This window comes from Paenibacillus sp. AGC31 (genome assembly GCF_057334655.1).
Genome location: NZ_JBHFJH010000028.1, coordinates 74291 through 98298, shown reverse-complemented (window position 1 = coordinate 98298; position 24008 = coordinate 74291). Strand labels below are relative to the sequence as shown.

Below are 24008 nucleotides of genomic sequence, written 5' to 3'. Positions count from 1 at the left end.
ATACGTTCATTCTAAGAAAGCAGTTGCCTGATCGACGTTCCCTTCAGGAACATCGCTATATTCTCTACGGTATGATTATAATAGATCTCATAATTGCCACGAGTCACATAACCTAGATGCGGTGTAGCCAGAACGTTGGGCAATGTTCGCATCACATGGTTAACTGGTAGCGGTTCCTGCTCATATACATCCAGACCTGCACCAGCAATCACACCACGCTGCAGTGCCTCTACCATAGCTTCCTGATCGACAATGCCCGCTCGCGACGTATTTATTAATAGCGCACTCGATTTCATTAGTTGAAATTCGGCTTGTCCGATCAGATTTCGCGTACGATCACTCAATACTAGATGAATGGATACGATGTCGCTCTGTGCAAGCAATTGCTCCTTGGTCTCGGACCAGATCACACCATGTTTTTCAGCTTTTTCTTGTGTTAGATTCTCGCTCCAGGCCATCACATTCATGCCAAATGCTTGTGCGATCTCAGCCATGCGAGTGCCTATCTTGCCCAAACCGAGCAATCCAAGTGTTCTCCCATGCAGATCCAACCCGACCGTGCTCTGCCAGTTTCGATTGGAGCGAAGTGCATTATTTTCTGTAACCAGTTGTCTGGACAGCCCCAGAATCAGTGCCCATGTAAGCTCCGTGGGCGGATTAGAGCTTCCCTCGGTTCCACACACAATAATCCCGTTTTTCTCTGCAGCCTTGAGATCTATCGACGCATTGCGCATACCACTTGTAATCAGAAGTTTTAGCTTAGGAAGCTGTGAAATGACCTTCTCCGGAAACGGTGTACGCTCCCGCATCAGCACCACAATATCGAAATCCTGCAATTCCTGTATGACTTTATCTTCCGAGCCCATATAGTTGTTGAATGTCTGAATCTCCACCTGATCCATCAACGGACCCCAGTCCGCCGACGTCAGCGCAACGTTCTGATAGTCATCCAAAACGGCACAGCGCAACTTCGTATTCATTTCTGATCTCCTCCTATATTTGCTCCATTCTTAAATATATTGTAGCAACTCCGCATCACTTTAAACAGAATAATTCCCTATTACTGTAACAAAGACAGCGTAACCTGGATGCTCTGCTCCACAAACAAGCGGTCCGGTCCTGATTTCATCAGTACAGTCAGTCCAATCATGGATACAACCAAAGACTGTGCAACCGCACTCGCGTTCATGTCAGTGGACAGCTCCCCGCTCTGTTGCCCTCGTTCTATCGTTTCTTTAAAAAGAACACCCAGGTACATCTGATGCTCCCGTGTAAGGACAGCGAATTTGGGATCATGTGGAGCCAGCTCAACCATCGTATTAATGCAAAAACAGCCGTGACTAGGCTCGGTCACACTCCCCTCTGCTCCAATATGTTCAAACAATCCACGAAAGGCTTCCCGTACGGAGGAACCCTGTTGAAGTCTGGCTCTGACTTGAGCCGCGTGCTGAGTGGTATACCTGCGAAGTGCTGTTTCAAATAATTCCTTTTTATCTCCAAAAGCCGCATACAGACTGGGACGTTGTATGCCCATTGCGGTCGTCAAATCATTTAAAGATGCCGCTTCGAACCCTTTGTCCCAAAACGTATGCATCGCTGCATCGAGTGCTTTATCCGTATCAAATTCCCGTTGTCTAACCATACAATTCACCTCTTTATGTATCGATCAGTATGTTTATATATTTTAACCTCACTCTTATTACAAAGTCAAAACCTAATAACCGGAAAGGAGTTTTTAGCTATAAATGAATCGAAAATTCTGGAATAGAAGCGATCATATGGTTATTTTATCGTCGTATTCTCTGGGTAAATAACCTTCAGTTTAACCCTCACCCAATTCTCTGTTGACAGAATTCACGCAAATAAAGTATGGTTATCCCGAAACATAACATACCGATCAGTACATAATAGAAAGGTGACAACTACTTATGCAAACTTCTTCTCCAGATGCACAATTATCCAATAAGGATCGTCCTGCCATGTCACGGTTAGTTGCTCTTCTCTTTGCCGTGTGCAGCGGACTTGCGGTCGCCAATATTTATTATGCTCAGCCTCTGCTGGACTCCATCGCTCAAGAATTCAGTCTCTCGCCATCATCCATAGGGATTGTCATCACAGTGACTCAAATATGTTATGCCTTGGGGCTGTTCCTTCTTGTTCCGCTTGGTGACCTCTTAAATCGCCGCAAGCTGATCATCATTCAAATGCTCTTATCCGTACTTGCACTGGTTCTCGTAGGAACCGCGCAATCCAGTTCCCTGTTGTTCATGGGGATGGCTGTCGTTGGTTTATTAGCCGTCATTACGCAAACGCTCGTTGCCTTTGCTGCACACTTGGCAGCCCCGTCCGAACGTGGCCGCATTGTCGGACAGGTAACCAGCGGAATCGTCATTGGCATTTTACTTGCACGAACAATTGCAGGTACGCTGAACGACATGCTCGGGTGGAGATCGGTATATCTGTTCTCTGCCAGCCTTACATTACTCGGAATTGTCGCCTTATTTTTTGTTCTCCCAAGGCAGCAGTCCCCGCAAGTAAAACAAAGTTATATCCAATTACTTGGTTCTGTCTTACAACTGTACCGTGAGTTGCGTGTGTTACGAGTACGAGGTGTGCTGGCCATGCTGATTTTTACAGCCTTCAGCATCTTGTGGACTGCCATGGTACTGCCACTAAGTAGCCCTCCACTGTCCCTGTCTCATACGGTCATAGGTGCATTCGGTCTTGCAGGAGCGGCTGGAGCAATGGCCGCTGCTCGTGCAGGTAAACTCGCCGACCGGGGCCTTGGGCAGAAAACAACCGGTGTCGCCCTTGTCATTCTGCTCTTATCCTGGCTGCCCATCGGGTATGTCCATCACTCACTCTGGTTCCTGATCCTGGGTGTTATCCTGCTCGATCTCGCCGTGCAGGCCGTACATGTTACCAACCAGAGCCTGATCTACGAAGTTCGCCCCGAAGCACAGAGCCGCTTGACGGCAGCTTATATGATCTTTTATTCCATCGGCAGTGCGATTGGCTCCATCGTTTCTACCCAAGTGTATGCATGGGCGGGCTGGACAGCCGTATGCTGGTTAGGTGCTGGCGTTAGTGCAGTAGCCCTTGTATTCTGGATGATCGATTGTTATATGCATCGGAATCTCGATCGTTGAATTAGTCCAGTTTATTCCACACCACAATAAAAAGAGTTGCCAACGGACCAAATAACAGGGAAATCAGAAACCAGTTCCGACCACTTCTGTTTTTTCCCTGAGCCAGTCCGGCATTAATCAAGGCAAGTGTGCCCCAACCTACAAAATATTCATTATCCATCAAATGTCTTCTCTCCTCTATCCATTCAATTCTGGCTACTGCTCAAGCATATCTTTGAGCTTACGATTACGATCCTCTAGAAATGCCTGCATGTATCTCTTCAGCACAAGTCGCTCCGTTGCCCATCCCAGCAATCCAAGTGGAGCTTCGAATCGAAGTGTGTCTCTCATGCAAGTTATCTGATCCCCAATTACGCTGAAATGATGTTCATGTCGCATGCTCTTGAAAGCCCCTTTCTCCATCTGATCCACAAAAAGTAAAGGTCGTTCAAACTGCACGATCCGGGACTTCAGCTTCTGTCTGACACCAAAATGAGTAGCCTGAAATGTAACGGTATCCCCTGCTCCAATTCTTCCTGTGGTTACTCCTGCGACTGCTCGCTCTCTCGTATGTTGCCAGACGGTCTGAGTATGTATGTCAATATCCCGGGCATAGTCAAAGCACCGTTCAATCGAGGCATGTATCGTAATCTCGGTTGTCACTTCAATCATGGCGATCGCTCCTTGGCAGGAAAAATAAGGTCTTTGCAAAGTATACGCTTGCTTCCTTGGTCGAACAACACATCTAGGATGATATAACAAAAAACGGGTCCCCTGTCTTCGTACAGGAGGCCCGTTCTCAATATAAATAAGGAATACAGATCATATTTAGATTAAATAAGCAATTCATCAATGGCAAGCGTACGCTCTTTGGAGAGATCGCGATATTCTTCAGACTCCACTTTGATGAGTGGTTTGAAAATATCGGACGTATTGTTCATGACAATCACACCTTTTTCTCCATTGCTGAGCAGAACCTGTTTCCCGATGAAATTAGGAAGCAAATGCTGCATCAATGCCTGAACGGGTTTTTCATTCAATTTACCAAATCCCATTCCATAGATATCTCTAAGGTTGTTGATCAGATTTGGATTGCTTCCTCCGTGGTTCCCGGATCTCATACCTATATAGATATCCGCTACAGATACAATCTGGGTATAGGGATGAATTTCACTTTTCTCCAGTTGCATCGGATAACCCGATCCATCTTCCCGCTCGTGATGCTGCAGAGCAACCAGTGCTGTCACTTCATCCGTCATCGAATTTTTGATAATTTCATGGCCATATATGGTGTGACGCTGCATTTCAAGCTGCTCATCCACCGTCAACGGTTCTGTTTTGTTCCGAATCCGGTGGGATACTTTGCACTTTCCAATGTCATGCAGATAACCACCGCGACTAATCTGATAACTCTCCTTCTGAGAATATCCAAGCCAGTTCGCAAGGTAGAAGGACAACAATCCTACCTGGATTGAATGTGTATAGTTATTAACGTCATCCCGCTCCAGCATCATCAGGAGATGAACGACATCTTTCTGCTCATCCAGTCCCTCAACCATCGGTTGCAGTGCATCATCCACCATGGTGGCGTTGAACTTGCCAACGGTCAGAGCTTCGAGAAAAGCATTTTGATAATTATGTACAGTCTGAATAAATTGGGACTTCAGCTCTTCTTCAGGCGGTTCTTCCTTCGTAGTTATCCCGGAAGCATGTTTTGCCGCTGCAGCAAAAAATTCTGCTTCAGTGATTTCTTCTTCGCGTGATTCAATATCTACATAATCTACACGGTGCTGCATAAGCAAGGTGATATCCTCACCTTTGATCACAGTTCCCTTCCCGAGAACGTGTAATCCTGCATCGCTGAATGTATCTGCAGTTAGACGGTCTCCGTCTTGCAGGTTCATAATATGGATTCTCAAATCGGTATTCCCCCTGAACAATTCATTATAGTAACAGCACCCAACGGAACGGGGCCACAAAAATACCTATACTTCTTTATATCGTTATAATTCTTCATTTCATACATAGTTCAAACGACCTTAATCACAATGGTAAATACGAACACCTAAGACTTTATCCTCACTCCAACATCCAAATTAGTCCCGGTTTTAAACTTTTACACACTTTTGTGCTTCATCGCCGTATCAGAGTAAGCCAAAGAAGTTCAAACGCTCCGTTTGAACTTCTTCAAGACATCTCAAATTAGATTTTGATCGAACCCAGACTAGCACCTTTTACAAATAAACGTTCAATGCTCTTCTCCACCGAAGGATCAGGAATCAGCGGCGGTGCCTGGTGAGGTTTGGTGCGTGCATCAATAATCACCTGATCACAGCCCCAATGCTTGTGGTCATATCCGCTATTAACCCCGTACATGTCATGTGAAGGGTTGCTGCGAGTAAAGGTTGCCCATAAGAAGTTGCTGAGGTTAGCACTCAGGAACGAACTGTCGTCACATAGAATGATCATTGGACACGAGTTCAGACCTCCCTGTTCTTTCAATAGAGACGTGAATGCTTGCATCTCCTGTGCTGTATCCGCATAACTCGTAAAGGCCGATGTCTGGATCGAAACGATACCCGGCATGATGAGCTGTGGATTCTCATAACCACGAATGTTTTTCAAAGACTCCGGAACCTCCGTGCACAACTCTCGAACCTTGTCGCCATATGCTGCAAAAACGACCTTGCTGCCGCTGTTCAGTCCTGTACCCGAATAATCGAGTGTATCAATCGTTGTATGGGTATGGAAATGAATATCCCGCTGCATATCCATACGTTCCAAGATATAGGTCAGGAATTCAACTTCCTTGTGGGTATCCAAAGGTTGCTGATCCTCAGCGGTAATAAACAGGTACTTCGCCAGACTGAGCTGACCCGTACCCAAAATACGATTGGCAATCGTAAGCAACTCTGTCGGCTGCTTCACCGCCTGATACGGCGTGTAACGTTCACTGCCGATTGCAAACAGTAATGGATGGACCCCTGCCGCATCGACCGCATGCACTTCTTTGACACCAGGAATCTCCTGTTTAATCGCGTCTCCCGTAATCTCATGAATCAAATCACCAAACGCCGTATCCTCTTGCGGCGGACGACCAACAACCGTAAACGGCCAGATGGCATTCGGTTTGGCATAGACTTTATGCACACGCATTAACGGGAATTCATGTGTCAGACTGTAATAACCCAGATGATCCCCGAACGGACCTTCGGGTTTTGTCTCGCCTGGATAGATATCACCCGTGATGACAAAATCAGCATCATTACTGATACAATATCCGTCCTTGTAACTGTACCGGAAGCGACGTCCAGCGAGCAGACCGGCAAATGTCATCTCACTAAGTCCTTCAGGCAAAGGCATAACTGCTGAAAGTGTATGTGCAGGTGGACCCCCAATGAAAATACTAACTTTCAGTGGTTCTCCCTTTTTGACCGCTTTGGCTTGATGTATACCGATTCCGCGATGAATCTGATAGTGTAATCCAATTTCCTTGTTCATTTCAAAATCATTGCCATCCAGTTGAACCCGGTACATCCCCAAGTTTGAATTCATGATGCCTGGTTTGTCCGGATCTTCCGAATAAACCTGTGGTAGCGTCACAAATGCCCCACCGTCCATAGGCCAGTGTTTGATGAGCGGCAAGTCCGAGATTTGAATCTCTTGCGCCGACACGGGTAGGCTGATAGATTTCTGTTTTGGCAGCGCTTGCCACGCAGCTAGACCTGTTTGGACATGCTGAAATGGCGTCTTAAGCGCCTTCATGGGATCGTCACGAACAGCCATGACCCGTTGTACGCCTTCCAGCGTACCCCGGAACATGAACTTGCTTCGTTCCACCGTGCCGAACAGATTCGATACGGCCTGGAACTTTGAGCCTTTTACATTTTCGAATAACAATGCCGGGCCTTTAGCCTCGTGCACTTTCATATGGATCGCTGCCATCTCCAGATGAGGATCAACCTCTTCTTTGACCCGAATCAAATGACCGTGCTGCTCCAGATCGTTAATACAATCTTCCATGTTGCGATATTTCATTGGATGGCTCCATTCTGTGTATGATAAATTGATTAAGTTCATAGATTCACATAACGTCTCTTCTATTTTAACAAATGATCCTCTGCTAAACAAAACTATATGTGAAATTTTGTCGCGAATACAGATATCAAAAAAAGCAATATGGCAGCAATCTGAATCCTGAACGCACAGGGACCGATTGTTTCCAATATTGCTCTCTCTGTTCTGGCTTGCCTTAAGGTGTAGGTGTAGGTGTAATGGTCGATCTGGGAATCGTGACAATAAACTGCGTTCCTTTTCCTACTTCGCTCTCTACATCAATTGTACATTGATGTAATTTCAATATTTTAATCACAATGGACAACCCTAATCCATTCCCTCGAAGCGAGCTGCTCCGTGCTTTGTCCACCATGTAGAATCGATCAAAGATATACGGAAGGGCGTCCTCAGGTATACCTTGTCCTGAATCTCTAATCAATATCTTCACATGTGAAGATGACGTCTCAATTTCGACATGAATGGTACCTTTAGGACCTGTGTATTTGATCGCATTGTTTATTAAATTCTGCCAGACCTGATCAAACAAATCTTTGTCCACTGTGATCTCGCAGGGCAACAAGTCCAGTTCGATCTGTATGTCCTTCTGAGCCCACTGCGGCTCTGCCAGTAAGATCGCCCTTCTTAATTGTTCATCTACCTGGAACGTGGTGAAATGAACCGGATGATGCTCCGAATCCAGCGAGGCTAGCCGAAGCAGATTATCACTGAGCCTCGATAAGCGCAGCGTTTCCTCATAGATAATATCCAGATGCTCTTTCTGCTCTTCTAATGGAATAACACCATCTTGTAGTGCTCTGGTGAATCCTCTAATTGATGTGAGCGGAGACTGCATTTCATGAGAGACGTTGCTGACAAAGTCATCACGAACCGAATCGATTTTTTGCAACTCACTGGCCATATGATTAAAACTCTCCATCAGTTCCCCAAACTCATCCTTATTATTGTGTTTCAGGCGGACCGACAGGTCACCTGATGACATCTCCTTCGCCGCAACCGTTAATCTCTTAATCGGTTTCACAATATACCCGGACATGAACAGGATTAATAAGCTGCCAATGACCAGAACCGTTAACAGTGAGGTTAAGAGCGTGTTTCTCAGTGTATGAAAAAGAGAGGAGAAATCACTTTGAATCAGAAATGTGCCAATCCCCTCTTTTGTTCCAGGAACACCTATCGTCGCGACTCCATCTTTACTGGACAGAAAAATGGCATCCGTTGTACCCGAATCAAATAACGAATGAACTTTGTCCTCTGGCAAGGAAGATAACACTTCACTTTGTTCATTCACGGGAGTGATATTCAAGCCGTAGCGAGCAAAAATATCCAAGCTTGATTTCACTTTTTCCGGATCATCGATCAGGTTAATCAGTGTAGCGAGGTCTTCAGCAAAAGTAACCATAAAACGATTCGGTGTCTTTTCCTGGGACCCGTTATTTATCATAAAGGAAAGAATTAAACTAACCAGAACAATCCCGATAAACGTAGCTACGATGCGAAGTCGCAGGCTCTTCCTAAACATTTTCATGCCCGCTCCATCCGATAACCAAGTCCTCTTATCGTTGAGATCACCAACTCTGGAACATGCTCAAGACGTTCCCTTAACCGTTTGATATGTACATCAACCGTACGTTCATCTCCTTCGTAATCGATGCCCCATATGTCATCTATAAGCTGTGTACGTGTGAATATTTTCCCTGGCGAACTCGCCAGAGAAAATAACAATTCACATTCCTTCTTTTTCAATTCGATAGTTTGTCCATCCGCAACAACCATCAGATTGCCCAAATCAATCGTTACGCCGCTGATCTGAATCATGTTTGATGAACTTTTGTTATATCGTTTCAGTAATGATTTTACACGCAAGATTAATTCCACAGGATCAAACGGTTTAACCAGGTAATCGTCTGACCCGGCATTAAATCCTCTGACTTTGTCCTTGGATTCTCCCTTGGCAGTCACCATCAGAATTGGGATATCCAGATAAGACCGAATATCTTCCGTCAGTTCAATACCGTCTATTCGCGGCATCATCACATCCACAATCGCCAGATCCACTTTCGTATGCGAGAGGATATCTAACGCCTCTTGACCGTCTGGTGCTTCCAGCACGGAGAATTGATTCTTTTCAAGATAGATTCGGATTAATTTGCGGATATGGGAATCATCGTCCACCACCAGAATTGTGTTCATGTAGCCATTATCCTTTCCGCAATTGGTTTTATTCGTATCGTAAGGATTCCATCGGGTCCAGCTTCGCCGCTTTTGATGATGGCATCAAACCCGCAACAATACTAATCGCTGTACTTACCACGATACCAAACAAGATATAATATCCCGAGAGATTAATGAGTTTGGCTCCAAACGCATTGTCCAAAAGAATGTTTAATACATAACTGATGATCACTGCAAAGATTACCGCAATAATACCACTAAATACGCCTAATAAGGCAGATTCGGAGAAGAATATTCGCTTGATATCTTTCTTTCTTGCTCCAATCGCCCGAAGAATGCCGATCTCCTTTGTCCGTTCCACGACACTGATATAGAGTACTACCAGTATCATAATACCGGATACGATCAATGAAATACCTGCAATACCCGCGAGTACAATGGAAGCCATACTTACATATGTCGTGATATTCTCCATGACCTTGGCCATTTGAGAGCCTGCGAAGCCAGCGTCTACAGCAGCTTCATTGATATCATTTACATATTTCATATCGGTTGCATAGGCGTTTACCTGAATCGGCCCGATCGTTATTCCTTTGTCTGTATACATTTGCTCCAGCGTTTCTGATGAAATGTATCCTGGGGATTGTTGCATTGGAGATCGCGGATCTGCCGCTTCGTAGATCCCTGAGATCGTTACTTCTTTCTCCAAAGTCACTGGTTTATTATTGCCATCCATCTCATTGATATATAGAAACACGGACTTGCCGATCATGGATTCAGCTTGGTCATTTCCGCTTAATTGTTTCGCCGTATCGAGAGGTAACAACATCTCATTTTCTACAGGAAGGACCCCTGTTGTCATCAATGCTGGATCAAAAGAATCCGTTAACGTTGTTAACTGTGTAAGTCCTACACTTTGTTTTTCATTCACCATCGTGGATTTGCCTGTAATAGTTGTAATTGTTTCTACATGATCCACATTAGGAAAATTGCGAATCGTCTCAACATCAGCTTCGGTGAACGGTTCACCTGGTGCCATCAAGGCCTCAGGACCTTGCATATCCTTGGCTTCTTCACTCGGCTTTGTTATATCCACGAGCAAAGGGTCCATACTTGAATTGATTTCGTCATTCATATACGTTGTTATCCCGTTCCCCAAGGAGAGCATCAGGAGTACACTTAATATACCTATAGATCCACCCAAAGCGACCAGTACATTACGCTTGCCGTTGAGTTTCATATTTTTAAGTGCCATCTTGAATGAAGCAAGCAAGCTCAGGCTCCGGGAAGAATCCTTACCACTCTCGTAAACAGTCGTAGAAGGATCTTTCAGGTGAATATCGTCACTAATGCGCCCCTCTTCAACCTTCACAATACGTGTACCGGAGTCAGCAACTTTCTGCGAGTGAGTTACGGCAATCACCAGCATTCCCTTTTTGGCTATACTGTCCAGCAGAGCGAGAATTTGATCTCCGTTTTCCCTATCCAGAGCACCCGTCGGTTCATCTGCAAGAATAATGTCCGGATTGTTGGATAATGCCCGTGCTATGGAAACCCGTTGCTTCTGACCGCCAGATAACTGGTTGGGACGTTTGTTCAGATGATCCTTCAGTCCCACCTCTGTCAATATATCAACAGCACGTTGGTTGCGATCCTTCTCATTGGTATCCGTCATTTGCATTGCAATCGTTACATTTTCGAGGACAGACAGATGCGGGATCAGATTGAAATTTTGAAAGACAAAGCCGATATTGTTCTTACGATAATCATCCATTTCCTTCTCTGTCATGGCACTCAAGTTCTTGCCACGAACAACGACGTCCCCTTCATAGTCGGAGTCCATGCCACCAATGATATTCATTAGTGTCGACTTACCGCAGCCAGATTCGCCAAGGATGGAGACAAATTCCCCTGTCTCAAAACTCAGATTCAAACCGTGAAGTACGGGAACTTTTTCTTTTCCATATAAGGTGTATGATTTCTTCACATTTTTAACTTCTAGTATTTTCATATGGATCTCTTCCTCTCCTGATCATGCACGATATCTATCTATTTGATGTTTATATCGTAACAAATCAGTATGAACTGATAATGAACTGGACCATTGCACCTATAAGAGGTTGTTCCAAAGAACTATATACAAAAAAACACCTACAGCTTGCTTGAAACAAATCATTTCAAGTAAGTGTAGGTGTCCAGAAATTTGATTAGATTAGTCCAGCTTTCGCAAGTAACCTTTTCACAATCGCCGCCGACTGCGCACGACTAATGTCTGCATCTGACATCAGTTTGCCATCAGCACCTTGTACCAGCTCTTGTTTAATCGCCGATGCAACCGGCTCTGCTGCCCATGCCTGTACTTTAGTGCTATCGCTGTATGTGCTCAGCAGACTTGTTGTCTCTGATGCGTCGGCCTGAGCCAGACCGACCAGTTTCATCGCACGTGACACAATGGTCAACGCTTCAGCACGAGAAATTTCACTGTTCGGACGGAAGCTCTCGTCAGTATAACCTGAGATCAGTCCGTAGGACACTGCCGTCTCAACCTCATCCTCATACCAGCTGCCCGTCTTCACATCCGTGAACGATGCCGTTTCTGCACTGCGCGGTGCGTGCAGACCCAAACCTCTTAACAAAACAGCCGTAAACTCTGCCCGCGTAATACTCCGGTCTGGCGCAAACACGTTCTCACCAGTACCTTGTACGATCAGACGGGATGCCAGATCCTGTACGTCATCACGACTCCAGTGACTTGATACATCGCTGAATGTTGCCGGATGATAGATCAGCGCATAAGTACTGTTCGTCAAGCTGTTAATAATAGCAGAATCTTGCACGTTACCTTTGATAACCTTGGTCGGTACATGCAGAAGGCTGCCATCTGACTGAAGCACAACCCCTGTCGTGATCTTTGAACCATCGACACCCTCTGGCAAAGTAATCGAGCGCTCTACATAAGAGTTGAAACGATCTACATTAACTTGCTGTCCATTCCAGATCGCTTTTACTTCAAAATCAATCGGAGCTGCGATCACCGTTGTGTTCTCCAGCTTATTCGCTGCGGCCTGAATTGCTGTTTGTTTAGATGTGGCACTAGGCGCAATAGCGATTTGGATTGTAATATCTTCCAATGGAACGGTGCTTCCGAATTGGTTCAGAACCTGATCTACCTGAATCTGATTAGCTGGGAGGGTGTACGTACCACTGTCAGTCTGAATGACAACTTCGGCATTACTTCCTTCCATTGTTTTGACCAGCTTGCCGTTCAGTTCACCAACGACTGCACCCTTGCCAGTACCTGTAATAGGCAGCAGAAGCGTTTTTAGTCCACTTCCAATCTGATTGATGACTTTGTCATTATCCACGTGAACCGTGGTGGTAACCTGATTATTTACCGTTGAAGTGGTAGCTGTCGCTGATTGTTCCTGTTTCTGACCGTTCACATAGATGTCTACACCTTTGGTTACCGCTGGAGTCGATGGAACAGGGGTAACCACGGGTGTAGTTGGAGATACACTTCCCCCTCCACCCGAAGAGTTACCAGGATTCGGTGTAGGTGTCGAGCCAGAATTGTCGCCACCTGAGTTTGCTGCTGTTATTGTGATTGTTCCACCGGACAACTGAGCACCACTATTGTGTTCTACATTTGTAAAAAGCCAATGTTCTGAATCGCTTTGCACCACTGTGAGCTGTTTTGTTCCAGGAGTCGCATTACTTTTGGCTTTGACCTCAATATCAAATAATTGCTGTTCGTCTGAAATCAAACGTTCACCTGCATTGAAATTAACCCAGATGATCCGTACCCAGCCTTCTTCGTTATTAATTACGTACTGGAAGTCTCCTGTACCGGTTTCTTCTGGGGATGTGCTAATGGTGCTTACAGATTTAGGCGTGATCCGGACAAACTCCAGGGCAGATGTATCATAATCAATCTGCATATTATAAGCGCTAACCTGAGAATAGGACTGCTTTAATGTAACAGGGACATGAACCGTCTGCCCCGGCTGTACACTTACATTTGCAAATTGAACCTGTGATGGTTCTGCCGGCTCTGCCCCAGCAATACTCGGGAATACGAGAGACGAGAGTAGCGTCAGTGCGATGAGACCTGACATTGTTCTTCTGATTCTTGGACGTTTCTTTTTCGGTTGAAACATGTATTAGCCTCCATGTCTGTATCAATTGATAGATCGTTTGGTAACGATAGAAAAAATATTGTTATTCGTTATCTAAATTAAGAAATATGAATTAATCAGGGCGTTGTATTTTTTCTTTTCCAACAATGTATACTCGTCTTGGCTCCGTATTCGCGTCCGAAGTGGAATGAGCAGTCACTTCGAGCACAAGATAATGATCCTCGTCCTCAGATGTAACGGTATGCTGTTCTAGTGTCTCCCCTTCTATTGGAACCATATCTTCTCCTGAAGGGTCTGTGGCGCGGTACCACTGATAAGAGGGAGTATTAATGTAATCAATATCATCACCATCAACATCCATTAAATAATAATCTGTGGCAATTGCGTTCTCCATGTAATTCTTCAATTGACCATTCAGCACATACGGTGCATCGTCCACTTGTTGAAAGGTCAACACATAGTCATTGTTTTTTGCGCCAAGTGTTTTGTTGGCATATCCGTTTAACAACGCATTCATATCCCCCAACGTGGGTTCCGCATTACGATCCACGTCCATTCGGTTCATCTCTACATAAGAATAACCGCGGCGACTGACCATATTACGAAGATAAGTCAAAAGTTCTGCTGCATCCGCAGAATTCACTTTTCCGTCTGCATTTACATCCCCTTTTTTACTAATGTTAAGTTCAAAGTTATCCGTAACCGTTTCCGGTACATCAGATACAGTATATTGAGCTTTCAATTCGATGTTGATTTTGCCGCTCTTGTAAGGAATAACAACCAATATATTTTCATTTTCTATCGTTTCTACATACACCCTAGCTATACTGTTATCACTTGAGTTGGCTGTGAGCATACTAAACTCATCAGATCGTAAATGGGTACTCAAATCAATTCTAACTCTATTGTTCGTTACCTCGATGGGTACACCGGACACAAAAGAAGGATCGTTTTGTTCCGATGAATAATTTAACCAATGGATGCCGTCGTTGAGCACAGGCCGTGAAATGTTAATCTCTGGGCCAATTTCTCCTGCGTTAGCTTGTGGAAGTGCTCCACCTATAGGCAACGCAATGCCCAGCCCGAGTGCAGTCAACATGCTTTTTTTCAATATCGGCTTAAGCCGATTTTTGTTTTGTTTCCCCTTCAATTCATGTTCCTCCTCGTGTACATTTCAAATTTGAACAACTACATGCTCAGTATAACGAGCCATTCTGAACCGATTCTGAACAGGACCATGGAACTATTTCCAGTTTTGATTCGACAAAAAACGCCATGGAGTAAGCCTCCATAGCGTTTTGAACACAAATCATTTTCCAGTTCGGATCATATTCACCTAAAATTAAATTCCCTCAACAATCCGCTTGGCTCTAACCTTCACCTCACGGTAAAGTTCATCCTCATCAATCGTGAGCAGCTTTCTGCCTCTCATGAGGATCTGACCATTCACAATCGTGGTGTCCACGTCCGCCCCATTTACGCTGTAAGCCAGTAACGATTCTACCTCATGTACCGGTTGAAGATGTGGTTTCACCAGATCGATCAGGATCAGATCAGCTTTGCGACCCACCTCAAGCATACCCACTTCATCCTGTAGACCAAGCAGACTAGCACTTCCACGTGTAGCCATGCTTAGTACGTCCTTGGCTGGCAAGCGAGTGGGATCGCCATAGTCCAGCTTTTGCAGCCAAGTCGCGGCTTTGATCTCCTCGAACATATCCACGGTTGTGGCACTTCCCGCTCCATCCGTTCCGATTCCCACGTTAATTCCCTGAGCCAACATCTCAGTAATTGGAGCAATTCCACACCCTAGCTTCAGATTGCTGACTGGATTGTGTGCTACACCGCCGCGCATGCCCTTCAATCTGCCGATGTCCCTGCGATTGAGGTGTACACCATGCGCAAGCAACACATGTGCCTGTTCGAACATACCCGCCTCTTCCAGATACTCTGTCGGTGTCATGCCATAGCGCTCACGAATCTTCACAACTTCTTCCTTTGTCTCAGCCAAATGAATATGTAGCGGGATATCCTCCTTGACAGCCAGAGCAATGACTTCACGTAGCGGCTCTACAGGACATGTATAGGGTGAGTGGGGTCCATACATGGTTGTAATCCGCCCATCGGCCGCTCCAGACCAACGTTGTACAAGATCAATTGCCTCCTGCAATCTGCGTCCCCCATCATCCTCCATGAATACCATCCCACGTGTAAGCGATGCCCGCATACCCGTTTGCTTAACCGCATCTGCAATCTCATTCATATGGATATACATATCCGCAAAAGCAGTGGTACCCGAACGGATCATCTCTGCGATGGATAACTTGGCACCCCAATAGATGTCTTCCGGGTTCATCCGTGCTTCGGCAGGCAACATTTTACGTTCGAGCCAGTCCATCAGCTTCAGATCATCCGAGAATCCCCGGAGCAGGCTCATTGGTGTATGTTGGTGTGCATTGATGAGGCCCGGCATGGCAACCTTATTGCGGCCATCGATAATCTCATCTTCAGGTTGAGGAGGAATGTGGTTCGCAATCTGTACAATGCGATCTCCCTCAACACGAATATCCCCCATAAAGGGGGCATCGGCATCTTTCATCGTTAGAATCGTAGCTTGCTGAATCAATATACTCATGACGTTCACGGCTCCTCTGGATTGGTTGTCGTTCATTCCCTATCCGAGGGTAAGCCTTTACGTAACGGCAAGGTCAAGTCATTTTAATTTTTGGATCGTCATCTTTCTGAAACTTTGTATAAAGGGTTTAGGATCGATTTCGACCATATAGGGATATACTCCTGTGCTTGTGTGCAGATAGAAAAATCCACCTTCATCACCCATACGGCGAAATGACATGTCAAACACTTCCGTGATGTTGAACTCGCGGTATTTGGTCACGATTTTATCGGAATACAGCATCATGGAGCGGGCATTCATCTCAATCTCTTGGGCGAGACCCGTCACTTTCCTCTGCACTTTGTAATAAGGTAATACAGCAACGCAGTTCATGATCTCCCTCCATTCATGCCATGATTATTGTTCCATCATAGCAGATCGGAGGGTCCTAACAAAAGAACATGAACTCAGGTAATCGTGGTCATCACGCTTAGCGGCGTAGGAAGTGCATCCTGAATGTCCTGCAAAGAGAGACACTGTTCAATATGAAACACACCATGAGGTAACTCTGACTTTGTTCTATATACGCGTTCCGCCACGGCTGCTGCCACGGCCGCTGTTGCATCTGCTTCCTTTGCGCCAACCAGTAGTTGTTCGACGCGGATTTGCTCACCATTTTCCCATCCTACGGCATCGACCTTGACCGCATACATTGGCTCTCCTCCGGGAATAAGGCCAAATGACTTGACTGTTCCATTCCGAATAGACGGGATACGGAGCAAGGAAAACAATCCTATACTTTTGGAAAGCGCCATGGAACCTGTAATCCAGCGGGAGTCCAGACAGAGTCTGGTAGATACGGTTGGAATACGTAACGTCCGAGCAACTACATGCTGATCCGAAAAGTTAAATCGATAGGCCTTCCGGTTTCCCAATTCCGCTCCAAAATCAATCCTTTTGCCATCTCCAAAACTTTGTACCTCAGCAAGTTTGCCCTTTTGCATCACTTGGTAGGTGGCATTCATCTGATCAACGGTCCACTCCACGGCAGCTTTCCCGTGCTTCTCTCCAAGTCCCAGCATTACGGTAATATCTGCTTCCTCCACCTGATCCATATGCATGGTCGCTTCGCGTACAAGCAAATTAGTCACTCCGGGTGATAAGCCAACGCTGAGGATCGCGGTCGATTGGGAACGTTGCATTTTGGTGTGCAGTTGTTCCACCTGGGCGAGAAAATCATATTTTGCAGAAATATCAATATAATCCGTTCCGGCTTGTGCGCAAGCTTCAACAAACCGTGTATCGCTCTGATCCACACACATAATGACCAGCTTCACAGGCCTTAACATGGATGGCTCTACAGGTCGTGTTACATCCAGTTGAAGTGGCAGCACAGCACCACCAGTAGACCTGCTGAATTCTTCCGCACGGTTCATGCGTGTACCCGCAGCCCATACTTTACCCGGGAACAATTTCCTCAGTTGAGTACATATCATCTGCCCCACTTGACCATAACCGCCAACCACCCAGATCTGATCTTTCATAGGCTTCACGTTAGTTTCGAATTGCATAATACCCCTCCACCCAGAACGCCCCGAAGTAACGTGTAATATGTGAGAAACCGCATTCGGTCAGTAGCTGAGTCATCTCTTCAGAGCATATGGGATCGGATTCACGGCCCAGGGAAGCAGCAAAGCGCTCCCACTCTTCAGGAAGGACGCCCACACTCAACATGTGATCCTTCCAAGCTTGCATCATGATTGGATGTGCAGGTGAACGAAGATCAGCATTTACAGCCGCAATGATCAGTGGTGCACCCGGTTTAAGTCTTGCTGCGAGACTGGTCAGAAACGTTCTCTTGGCCTCCATCCCCTGAAGGAAATGTAACATGAGCATGCTTGTCGCCCCATCATATACAATATCCTCCGGCAATTCTTCAACCGTGACAGGTTGCAGCTTCACTCTGGAACCGATGCCTGCTTCCGCGACTCGTTTCTCAGCAAGTTGCAGCATGGGCTGTGAAGGATCTACTCCAGTTAATGTCCAAGCGGCATTACGTGATCCGAGCAGAGCAATCTCTTTTCCCCCTCCCGCTCCGGCAACAAGGATATGAATATCGTTGTTATCGGCAAAAGATGCTGCAAGCAGCCGTTCCATTAGATCATGCATATGAGAATAACCCGGAATTTTCAGGGCTATCGATTGTTCGTAACGATGAACATCTGCTGTTTCCCAGCTCATCGGTGATAGATTGTGATTCATGGACACCGCACTCCTCTTGAATTGAAGTTAGACTTGACTCGTTGTTCGTCTAATTTCATTATAGAAGGATACGGCGAGCCTACAATCCCAGAACATTGGGATATGCGCACAGAGAGAGGAGTAATCTTGTTGACATCACGTATTGATCGGAACCACAGACTTATCACTTCTCTTGAAAAAGGAACCTGGACCTCACGTACCTATCGGGGAGCTGTTCTCAAGCAGATCCATACGGTTATACCTTACGACGCATACTGTTTCACTACCGTTGATCCTCTGACTCTTCTCTCCACAGGAGCTGTGACAGAAGATGGCATTGAGGCCATTCATGATCGGTTATTCATCAATGAATATATGGAAGAAGATATACATAAATACGCTGAATTAGTTCGCAGCGGTGAACATACAGCTACACTCCACACATCCGTGAACGCACAGCCTGAACAAAGCCCACGTTATATCAACATTCTTCAGCCAGCGGGGTTCGGTGATGAACTGCGCGCTGTATTGGTTAATGGAGACGCTTGTTGGGGATTCCTGACCCTGTATCGAAAGACAGAAAACCCTGTCTTTACAGAGGAGGAACGGCTGATGATTCAGACCTGGACCGCTTCTATTGCATCCATGCTGCGGTCCACCAGTCTGACACTGATGGATGAGATCACGAGCAGCAGTCCCGAGGAACCAGGCATTCTGATCACCACGGATACGTTCCAACTCATATCCTTGAACTCCCCGGCTGACTATTGGCTGTCCCAGTTACGTATGCTGGAACATGTAGGGCCAGACGTCCTGCCCCGTCCGGTACGTGCAGTGAGTTCCCACTTGCAGCGCAAGAATCAGGCAGAACGGGCTGACGACACTCAGATCACTCCCGACTCACCATCCAAAGTTTGCATCCAACTTCCGGATGGGCGTTACCTCATACTTCATGCCAGTCTCATGCAACAGCTCGCGGGACCGGACCAGATAGCCATCCGCCTGGAGCAGGCAATGCCGCAGGATTTGCTGCCCTTGCTCGCCGAGAGCCATGGATTATCCAGTCGAGAGCGGGAACTGCTCGGATATGTGCTACGCAGCTATTCGTCCAAGGAAATTGCTGCTGCGATGCATATTTCCGTCTACACGGTTCAGGATCATTTAAAATCCATTTTCGCCAAAACCAAGGTATCCTCACGTCGCGAGCTCATCTGGTATTTTGTTTCCCGTTTCCAGCTGTCGGATGAACCTGCCATATAAATCCTGATTTAATTTTCTAATAATTAACTTTAATATCAAATAATGAGAAAAATTAAAAGATGCCAATACGAATCCTCGTAATGGCATCTTTTTTTATGCTTTGATTAAGAAGCATAGCGGTAATGTAGGGTAACTTCGATCGTTGAACTTCATATCTTGCATTCTGCTTTAAAATGCAGCGCGCAATCCTACCAAGCCGTTTTCCATAAAATATCCCGACTATATCATTGATGGTGTTATTTGGATTTTGCTAGTAAATAAAGAAAATACGGAACACTAATGACTGTAATTACGATTCCTGTCGGCACATCTCCTACGAGGCTAACCGTGCGCGTAATCGTGTCAGCCAACACCACGACTAGTCCACCCGCCAAGCTGGCAGCCGGAATGAGTAATTTGTGATCAGGGCCGACCAGTTTTCTCGCCATATGCGGAGCGATCAAACCAACGAAAAAGAAGCTGCCTCCCACGGCCACACTGCCAGAGGATAAAGCAACAGCAGCGATTGACAACCCCAAGAACTGTCGTTTCACGGAAACACCAAGCCCCTGTGCTGTCTGATTGCCCAGATGGAGGGCATTCAGTATGCGAGCCTTGTAAAAAATATAGCCGAGTAAGATCAAGACCCATGGTGTCAGTATGGAAATATAGCCCCAATCATCGCCCCATAGGCTCCCCGCCAGCCAATACAGCATGAAGTTCATCTGTGAATCATCCAGCTTGAGTGTCAAGAAGGTCGTCAGCGCCCCATATCCGCTTCCTAGCGCGACCCCGGTCAAAATCAAACCGATTGGTGAGATGTCTCGTCCGCGGCGATACGATAATAAGAAGATCAAACCCGCCGCCAATAGTCCGCCAACAAAAGCCAACAGAGGCAGAGCAATAAAGGAACTCTTGCCTGTGGATGCAAAGAATACAACGAAGAACAGGACAAACAAACCCGATCCCGAACTAATTCCCAGTGTCCCCGGACTAGCCATGTCATTACGCAGCAAACTCTGCATCACGACCCCCGCCGCTCCCATTCCTAGACCTACCAAAATCGAAAGTACAATTCGTGGCAAACGAAAATCAAACACAATCAGATTCTGCTTATCGGTACCGTTTCCTATGAGAACGTTCAGCACTTCTAGCGGTGAAAGATTCATTTTGCCAGAATTCATGCTAATGATCGCAAACACAAGGATGAGCACCATAAGCACTACATTGATGATAATACCTCGTTTCATCGTATAACGCCGCTTGATCATTCATATTCCCTCCTTTGTCTTCGAGCCAAGAAGAGAAAATACGGCACACCAATGATAGAAAATATAATGGCAATCGGCGTTTCGAACGGTTTATTGATCAAACGTCCAGCCAAATCGGCCGATACGGTCAGCAACGCACCATATAACGCAGCTGCCGGAATAATGTATCGATAGTCGACACCTACCATATATCGCACAATATGCAGGGTAATCAGACCTACAAAACCAACAGGGCCAACGACAACAACAGCCAATCCAGTCAGCACAAGTACAATAATTGTCGACAAAATCTTGACCAGTCCGCTGCGAATGCCGAGTCCACTTGCCACATCATCTCCCAAACTGAGCAATGTAACGGAAGGGGACAGCGCCAGTGCCAGCAGTATACCACCAACAAAGAGCGGTGAGATAATCAGCAATTCCCCCCACTTAACCCCCGCTGTACTACCCGCCGTCCAGAATGTCAATGCTCGACCCAGGTTATAATTGATCGCCAAGTACTGACTGAGTGCCCCAAACAACATTGAAATGGACAGACCTGCCAGCACAAGCCGCTGAGGTGTCATTCCGCGATTTCCTAGTGACGCGGTAAAGTAAGTCATACCGGTGGCGATCGCTGCTCCCAGACAAGCGAACAACATCATCTGCCAATACGAATAACCCGGCAGAAAGGCCAGGCATAGTGCAATTGCAAATGCTGCGCCAGAGCTAATCCCCATCAGCCCGGAGTCGGCCAGCGGATTACGCGTTGTCCCCTGCATGATAGCGCCACATACCGCAAGACTGCACCCAACGATCAGATCAGCTACGGTACGCGGGAGACGCATGGTTTGAATAATTTGATGTTCAGTGAGCATTGGATCAAATCGGAAAATAGCCTCCCATACCGTTGCTAACCTCATATCAGCAGCACCAAACATAATCGATGCCGCCGACATGAGAACCGTTAATCCAAGCCCCACTACCATGTACATGGTGAAGTTCATCGCCCCACGGCGTTTTTGTTCAGGCTTGCTTTTCATCTCGTTTCCCTTTCATCACCTATTGACAATCCAAACGAATATGGATATTAACGTCCATAAATTCGACTGGTCATGTTTGAAAATTTGGAGTGCTCAATTAAAATTTCGTTCTAACTCTTATTTAGCTAATGCCAGCAATTGACTAACAATATAATCAATCAATGCACTGGAAGTCATTACGTCGGTGGACCAAGATAGCGAAGAATCTACCTTCACGATCCAATCATGTTGCACAGCAGGTATGGCATTCCACACTGCATTATCAGAAGCAACATTTCCATCTCCTAAGAAGATCATATAATCCCCAGAGTAAGCGGGTAATACTTCCATGGAGACATCGCCCCAATATTTATCTGCATCGATAATATCCGTTTGGACTTTTGCAGGTGCCTGCAATTGAAGTTCATCATAAACAAGCTCGCCAACGGCATGCTTGGCTCCAGCTATGTAGTTACTTTTATCACTGAATTCTCCAACCGTAATCGTTACATCGGACAGGCCCGCATTCTGAAAGGCTAACTTTGCTTCTTCGATTTTTCCGGTATAAGCATTCAAAACATCCTTAGCCTCTTCCTGTTTGTTCAAAACATCGCTAATAAATTGTATCCGCTCTTCTGTAGTCATATCACCATAGGGAACATAAATGGTCGGGGCAATTTTGGATAAATCATCATACGACTCATCGCTCCATGCCAAAATGATAAGATCAGGCTCAAGCGTCATGATATCTTCCGGCTCCATGGCTACTTTTATGGAGTCTGTAATCTGGTTAGCATAAACTGGCTCTGTCTCTCCCCGTGCAGCTCTAGCCACACCTAAAGGAGTTACACCTAGGGCTACCACATCACCAACCAAATAATCAACTACAACTCGCTGAGGGTTGTTAGGCACCTCAACATCACCCTTTATTGTGGATATCGTTCTGGTCTGCGTGACTGCTTCTGAAGCTTTTGTCTCCGACCCTTCCTGTTGTGTCTGCGCAGGTGGTGTATTCGCCGTTCCCCCATTATTCGCTGGCGTCCCTGACGTACATGCTGTCAATAAGAGCATCATGCTTATCGCTGCCGCCAAAATCATTTCTTTACTTCTTAATGATCCAAACATCGTTGATTCCCCATCTCTATAAGACTTGACTAGACTCACTAGTTCCCTCTCATCGTAAGTGAGATGAGAATCATTATCAATACCATCAACCTGCATGGATAGTGCGTTTATTTTCCGATAATCACTTGGCGTCATCTTGTAATGCTTCTTAAACATGCGGAACAGGTTTTTCTCATCTGCGAACCCAGCTCCTGTTGCGATTTCTTTAACCGTTGCTTCTGTATGTTTCAAATCATGACAGGCAGCTTCAATCCTTTTCTGAATGAGATACTCCTGTAAGTTCATCCCTTCCCTTTTTTTGAACAACCGCGTCAATTGTCCACCACTGATCCCAAACATATCGGCAATTTGTTGAAACATAATCGGCTCCCTGTAATGTTTATCGAGATATATCTTGGCAGAAGAGGCTGGATCAGGCTGGAGATACCGAATCTCACCACCCTCCAAATCCCTGTACACCTCATGAATCAATTGATATAAAAAACTTTTGGCCTGTAGCTGATCCATTGCTTTGCCACGTTTCCAGCCATTCATCATCCGTTGGAACCAATCGCGTAGCAAGATGGGATTACTTGGCGTATATCCAAAATGTTGAACAAATGGATTGACTTGCTCCAGTAATTGCTGCAGATGTTTCTTGAAAAAGAGAGGTGATTCTGCTCTATAAAACACCATAAAGGTCTTCACCATCTCCTCTTTAGGCGTAATACTGAGCAGGCTCCCCTTCCCGCCGTGAACTAAACCGAAGCGTTCCATTGCAAATGTGGTTTCATTCAGTCGGATTTGCGCTTCTCCCCCATATGCATAGATAAACATGCTACTAGGCATTTTGTATTGCTCCAACGGGTATTGTGACACTATATTCTGAAAACGTACATCTATTATTGTAATGATCGAACGTGTCCAGATACTGGCCATTGTATCAATCATCTCCGGTGTAAATCCTTGTGTCGCTTCTTTCTCTTGCATCTATACGCGCCCCTCGTTTCACTTTTTCCAATGTA

Annotated in this window: 20 protein-coding genes; 2 read left to right on the top strand and 18 right to left on the bottom strand. The window is 45.8% G+C overall.

Annotation, left to right across the window (positions count from 1 at the left end):
• Positions 1–11 precede the first annotated feature (11 nt).
• Both ACE04G_RS14875 and ACE04G_RS14870 read right to left on the bottom strand, forming a co-directional pair.
• The gene (locus ACE04G_RS14875) at positions 12–980 is read right to left on the bottom strand and encodes a D-2-hydroxyacid dehydrogenase family protein (protein WP_221819592.1); all 969 of its coding nucleotides are present in this window, start codon (positions 978–980) and stop codon (positions 12–14) included.
• Between the two features lie 80 nt (positions 981–1060).
• Entirely contained in the window at positions 1061–1642 is a 582-nt protein-coding gene (locus ACE04G_RS14870; protein WP_017688803.1) for a TetR/AcrR family transcriptional regulator, read from the bottom strand.
• Between the two features lie 286 nt (positions 1643–1928).
• Between ACE04G_RS14870 and ACE04G_RS14865 the strand changes: the two genes are divergently transcribed.
• On the top strand, positions 1929–3149 hold the full coding sequence (locus ACE04G_RS14865) for an MFS transporter (RefSeq protein ID WP_449004466.1): 1221 nt from the start codon (positions 1929–1931) through the stop codon (positions 3147–3149).
• A gap of 1 nt (position 3150) precedes the next feature.
• Here the strand turns inward: ACE04G_RS14865 and ACE04G_RS14860 are convergent, their stop codons facing one another.
• The 13 genes from ACE04G_RS14860 to ACE04G_RS14800 form a co-directional block, all read right to left on the bottom strand.
• Entirely contained in the window at positions 3151–3312 is a 162-nt protein-coding gene (locus ACE04G_RS14860) for a hypothetical protein (protein WP_155985038.1), read from the bottom strand.
• Positions 3313–3344: 32 nt separating this feature from the next.
• Positions 3345–3800 carry an SRPBCC family protein gene (locus tag ACE04G_RS14855; RefSeq protein WP_449004465.1) on the bottom strand — a complete coding sequence of 152 codons (456 nt, stop codon included), beginning with the start codon at positions 3798–3800 and terminating at the stop codon, positions 3345–3347.
• A 161-nt stretch (positions 3801–3961) separates the two neighbouring features.
• On the bottom strand, positions 3962–5047 hold the full coding sequence (locus ACE04G_RS14850) for an HD-GYP domain-containing protein (RefSeq protein ID WP_076214705.1): 1086 nt from the start codon (positions 5045–5047) through the stop codon (positions 3962–3964).
• Between the two features lie 283 nt (positions 5048–5330).
• Positions 5331–7166 (bottom strand): UbiD family decarboxylase, encoded by a 1836-nt coding sequence (locus tag ACE04G_RS14845; protein ID WP_221819596.1) that lies wholly within the window; start codon positions 7164–7166, stop codon positions 5331–5333.
• A 214-nt stretch (positions 7167–7380) separates the two neighbouring features.
• Entirely contained in the window at positions 7381–8730 is a 1350-nt protein-coding gene (locus ACE04G_RS14840; protein ID WP_449004464.1) for a HAMP domain-containing sensor histidine kinase, read from the bottom strand.
• Complete coding sequence (locus ACE04G_RS14835) at positions 8727–9395, bottom strand: response regulator transcription factor (protein ID WP_449004463.1); 669 nt, start codon at positions 9393–9395, stop codon at positions 8727–8729. The genes ACE04G_RS14840 and ACE04G_RS14835 overlap by 4 nt, the downstream gene beginning before the upstream one ends.
• 28 nt (positions 9396–9423) lie before the next feature.
• The gene (locus tag ACE04G_RS14830) at positions 9424–11388 is read right to left on the bottom strand and encodes an ABC transporter ATP-binding protein/permease (RefSeq protein WP_449004462.1); all 1965 of its coding nucleotides are present in this window, start codon (positions 11386–11388) and stop codon (positions 9424–9426) included.
• 196 nt (positions 11389–11584) lie between these two features.
• The gene (locus tag ACE04G_RS14825) at positions 11585–13534 is read right to left on the bottom strand and encodes an S-layer homology domain-containing protein (protein WP_449004461.1); all 1950 of its coding nucleotides are present in this window, start codon (positions 13532–13534) and stop codon (positions 11585–11587) included.
• 91 nt (positions 13535–13625) lie between these two features.
• The gene (locus ACE04G_RS14820; RefSeq protein WP_221819601.1) at positions 13626–14663 is read right to left on the bottom strand and encodes a dockerin type I domain-containing protein; all 1038 of its coding nucleotides are present in this window, start codon (positions 14661–14663) and stop codon (positions 13626–13628) included.
• A gap of 192 nt (positions 14664–14855) precedes the next feature.
• Complete coding sequence (locus ACE04G_RS14815) at positions 14856–16148, bottom strand: amidohydrolase (RefSeq protein WP_221819602.1); 1293 nt, start codon at positions 16146–16148, stop codon at positions 14856–14858.
• 78 nt (positions 16149–16226) lie between these two features.
• Positions 16227–16520, bottom strand: coding sequence for a hypothetical protein (locus ACE04G_RS14810; RefSeq protein ID WP_221819603.1), 294 nt, complete (start codon positions 16518–16520; stop codon positions 16227–16229).
• A 74-nt stretch (positions 16521–16594) separates the two neighbouring features.
• Complete coding sequence (locus tag ACE04G_RS14805; protein ID WP_339184566.1) at positions 16595–17698, bottom strand: saccharopine dehydrogenase family protein; 1104 nt, start codon at positions 17696–17698, stop codon at positions 16595–16597.
• The gene (locus ACE04G_RS14800; RefSeq protein ID WP_339184563.1) at positions 17682–18389 is read right to left on the bottom strand and encodes a class I SAM-dependent methyltransferase; all 708 of its coding nucleotides are present in this window, start codon (positions 18387–18389) and stop codon (positions 17682–17684) included. Before ACE04G_RS14800 ends, ACE04G_RS14805 begins: the two co-directional genes overlap by 17 nt.
• Before the next feature lie 129 nt (positions 18390–18518).
• Here ACE04G_RS14800 and ACE04G_RS14795 point away from each other — a divergent pair, with 129 nt between their 5' ends.
• Positions 18519–19628: a helix-turn-helix transcriptional regulator gene (locus ACE04G_RS14795; RefSeq protein ID WP_449004460.1), complete on the top strand. Its 1110-nt coding sequence runs from the start codon at positions 18519–18521 to the stop codon at positions 19626–19628.
• Between the two features lie 236 nt (positions 19629–19864).
• Here the strand turns inward: ACE04G_RS14795 and ACE04G_RS14790 are convergent, their stop codons facing one another.
• The 3 genes from ACE04G_RS14790 to ACE04G_RS14780 form a co-directional block, all read right to left on the bottom strand.
• Complete coding sequence (locus tag ACE04G_RS14790) at positions 19865–20878, bottom strand: FecCD family ABC transporter permease (RefSeq protein ID WP_449004459.1); 1014 nt, start codon at positions 20876–20878, stop codon at positions 19865–19867.
• Entirely contained in the window at positions 20875–21900 is a 1026-nt protein-coding gene (locus ACE04G_RS14785) for a FecCD family ABC transporter permease (RefSeq protein ID WP_449004458.1), read from the bottom strand. Before ACE04G_RS14785 ends, ACE04G_RS14790 begins: the two co-directional genes overlap by 4 nt.
• Positions 21901–22017: 117 nt before the next feature.
• Positions 22018–23973, bottom strand: coding sequence for an AraC family transcriptional regulator (locus ACE04G_RS14780; protein WP_449004457.1), 1956 nt, complete (start codon positions 23971–23973; stop codon positions 22018–22020).
• Positions 23974–24008 lie beyond the last annotated feature (35 nt).

Coding starts and splice junctions, on each gene's coding strand:
- ACE04G_RS14875 (WP_221819592.1), bottom strand. CDS start 980: ATGAATACGAAGTTGCGCTGTGCCGTTTTGGATGACTATCAGAACGTT.
- ACE04G_RS14870 (WP_017688803.1), bottom strand. CDS start 1,642: ATGGTTAGACAACGGGAATTTGATACGGATAAAGCACTCGATGCAGCG.
- ACE04G_RS14865 (WP_449004466.1), top strand. CDS start 1,929: ATGCAAACTTCTTCTCCAGATGCACAATTATCCAATAAGGATCGTCCT.
- ACE04G_RS14855 (WP_449004465.1), bottom strand. CDS start 3,800: ATGATTGAAGTGACAACCGAGATTACGATACATGCCTCGATTGAACGG.
- ACE04G_RS14845 (WP_221819596.1), bottom strand. CDS start 7,166: ATGAAATATCGCAACATGGAAGATTGTATTAACGATCTGGAGCAGCAC.
- ACE04G_RS14840 (WP_449004464.1), bottom strand. CDS start 8,730: ATGAAAATGTTTAGGAAGAGCCTGCGACTTCGCATCGTAGCTACGTTT.
- ACE04G_RS14835 (WP_449004463.1), bottom strand. CDS start 9,395: ATGAACACAATTCTGGTGGTGGACGATGATTCCCATATCCGCAAATTA.
- ACE04G_RS14830 (WP_449004462.1), bottom strand. CDS start 11,388: ATGAAAATACTAGAAGTTAAAAATGTGAAGAAATCATACACCTTATAT.
- ACE04G_RS14825 (WP_449004461.1), bottom strand. CDS start 13,534: ATGTTTCAACCGAAAAAGAAACGTCCAAGAATCAGAAGAACAATGTCA.
- ACE04G_RS14815 (WP_221819602.1), bottom strand. CDS start 16,148: ATGAGTATATTGATTCAGCAAGCTACGATTCTAACGATGAAAGATGCC.
- ACE04G_RS14810 (WP_221819603.1), bottom strand. CDS start 16,520: ATGAACTGCGTTGCTGTATTACCTTATTACAAAGTGCAGAGGAAAGTG.
- ACE04G_RS14805 (WP_339184566.1), bottom strand. CDS start 17,698: ATGCAATTCGAAACTAACGTGAAGCCTATGAAAGATCAGATCTGGGTG.
- ACE04G_RS14800 (WP_339184563.1), bottom strand. CDS start 18,389: ATGAATCACAATCTATCACCGATGAGCTGGGAAACAGCAGATGTTCAT.
- ACE04G_RS14790 (WP_449004459.1), bottom strand. CDS start 20,878: ATGATCAAGCGGCGTTATACGATGAAACGAGGTATTATCATCAATGTA.
- ACE04G_RS14785 (WP_449004458.1), bottom strand. CDS start 21,900: ATGAAAAGCAAGCCTGAACAAAAACGCCGTGGGGCGATGAACTTCACC.
- ACE04G_RS14780 (WP_449004457.1), bottom strand. CDS start 23,973: ATGCAAGAGAAAGAAGCGACACAAGGATTTACACCGGAGATGATTGAT.